The 2,317-nt window shown below is 61.9% G+C and carries 1 protein-coding gene; it reads right to left on the bottom strand.

What is annotated here, in order from left to right; genetic code table 11:
• Positions 1 to 2,317: Ig-like domain-containing protein (locus tag EN969_RS27225; RefSeq protein ID WP_245467516.1), on the bottom strand; the 2,317-nt coding region annotated here is incomplete at both ends.

Below are 2,317 nucleotides of genomic sequence, written 5' to 3'. Positions count from 1 at the left end.
ATTGCCAACGCCCGTCAGCGTGAATTCCGCCGGATTGTACGAAACGGCGGTATGGCCTTGGCCGTCATCGGCAAGCTTGAAGCCGTTCGCATCGTAGCTGCCGACCAGATGCAGCGCGGTACCGTGGGTGCCGTCCGAAACGGTCAGCGTTCCGCCGCTGCCATCCTGGTTTGCCTGGTAGACGGCCGTCGTTCCCGCGCCGAACAGGATGTCCTCGAGCTCAAGCCTGTCGTCATTGGTGATGCCGCCGATCCGCCCGCTGAAATCGAAGGAATCGTCGAGCTGCAGCGTGCCGGCCGCATCGTGCGCGAAGGTGACATCCGTCGACGAGGCGCTGCCGAACTCAAGCTTCGACAGGTTGCCGATCGTGGCATCGCCGTCGCCGGTGACCTGGCCATGGATGACTATGTCGCCGCCATTGGCCAACAGCATGCCGGAATTCGCCAGCCCGCCGGTGATCGTCAGTCCACCTGAACCGGTCGCCTCCAATGTTCCGGAGTTGGTGACGACGCTGCCCCCCGTATCGATGACCAGCGCATTCGCGCCGGAGGCGATAATGGTGCCCTGGTTGTCGAGGCTCAGCATCCCGCCGCCCAACTGGCCGGCGCCCGATATCGTGTTGTCGACATTGACCAGAGTGACGTCCGGCCCCGTGCCGGAGATCACGTTGGCGGCGCTGTCGGACAACAGTATCTGCCCGCCGCCCTGCAGGGTCACGCCATGCTGGATGATTTGCAGCAGCGTTTCACCGCCGGTCGAGTCCAGCGAGATGAGGCCGCTATTGTTGATCATGCCGCTCAGCGGCAGCAAGGCGCCGTCGCCGATCGTCATGGTGCCGGCATTGTTGACCACCGGCGTCTGGTCGAAGACGAAATTGCCTGCCGTCAGCGCGCCCGAGTGCACGCCATCCAGCGTGATCGACTGCCCATCGCCCAGCGTGATCACCGCGTTGCCGTGGGCATCGTCGGCGATATGGGTCTGCAGGTCGGCAAAGTCCGCCAGTCCGTTGTAGCCGATAAGGTCGATCTGGTCGGCCGCGGCGTCGAAATTGTGCACCGTGTCGGCACCGATCGGCTGCGAGAAGACGAAGAGGTCGTTGCCGCTGGACCCGGTCAGGTAGTCGTTTCCAGACAAAGCAAAGATGGGCGAACCCTTGGCATAGATTTCCACGTTGTCCGCGATGGTCATGGTCCCGGTGGTCCCGTCCTCGTTACTCCAGGTCCCGGTCACGTTGAGCACGTGTGCACCGGTATAGGTGACCGGCGTCGTGACGGTCAGGGCGGAAACATTCGTGGTTGTTGCGGTCCAAGAGCCGTCCGCGTTGCGGGTGCCCCCATCGATCGTCCATCCGTCGGGGACGTCACTAATCGTGAGCGTAATCGCGCCATCGTGGCCGGCTGGATCGGTAAGTCCCAAGTTCACAGCCTCTCCGGCAATGCCGGCGGGCGCTGTGACACCGATGGATTGGACAATGGTACTGCTGCCTGTCGTAGCGACCACAAAGAAGGTGTGGGCTCCGGTGTTGTTGCCCAGGTTGGTCTTAGCCCCGCTCCAGGTGCCATCGCCATTCAGCGTCACGGCAACTGCGTGGGTCGGATTGTCGACGTCCCAGTACGCGCGTATCGTCACACCGGTATTATAGTGCCCGGAAAGAGTGAAATTGCCGCTTTGCCCGTTTTCCTTCGTCGCTGCGTCAAAGGTAAAGCCCTCGAATACCGTGTCGTTGCCTCCGGAGCCTGTGTTCAGAGCTGCATCCGTATAGCTTCCCGAGCTCACTGAAACGGTCGCGTTTCCGACAAAAGTCGAAGATGCGGTGAACGTTGCGACATAGGTTTTGCCGGTTGGATCTGTGGCGTCTATGGTCGGCCCGCTGGTGATCGAGCCGCTGCCTGACGTCACAATGATGTCGGCCGCCGTGAAACCGGTAGGGACTTCGCTGAAGACAAACTTTACCTGTGATGTCCCGCCTGCCGGCAGGTCTGGGGCGATGATGTCGACCGAAACGGTCGGCGCCTTGGTATCGTAGGCCTGGGTGGCATTGACAGTGCCGGTCCCCGAATTGCCCGCCGTATCGGTGATGCCAACCTGGTTCACTGTTACACTGATCGTGCCGGCATCGACGTTGGCCGTCGGGGTCACGGTCAGGTTATATACGTTGCTGGTGCCGACTTGCGTCAGCGCACCGACCGTGCCGCCCGTTACCGTCACGTCCGCAATGGTCAGCGTGCTGCCAACGCTCTCGCTGGTGGTGAAGGTGTAGAGGACATTGCCACCGGCAATGTTGGCCGTCGCCGCCGGCTCGTCGTCGGTGATGATA

The sequence above is a fragment of the Mesorhizobium sp. M7A.F.Ca.CA.003.01.2.1 genome, assembly GCF_003998945.1.
Taxonomy (GTDB): Bacteria; Pseudomonadota; Alphaproteobacteria; order Rhizobiales; family Rhizobiaceae; genus Mesorhizobium; species Mesorhizobium ciceri.
Note: the sequence above shows the minus strand (reverse complement) of the source record. Positions and strands in the feature narration are given on the sequence as shown.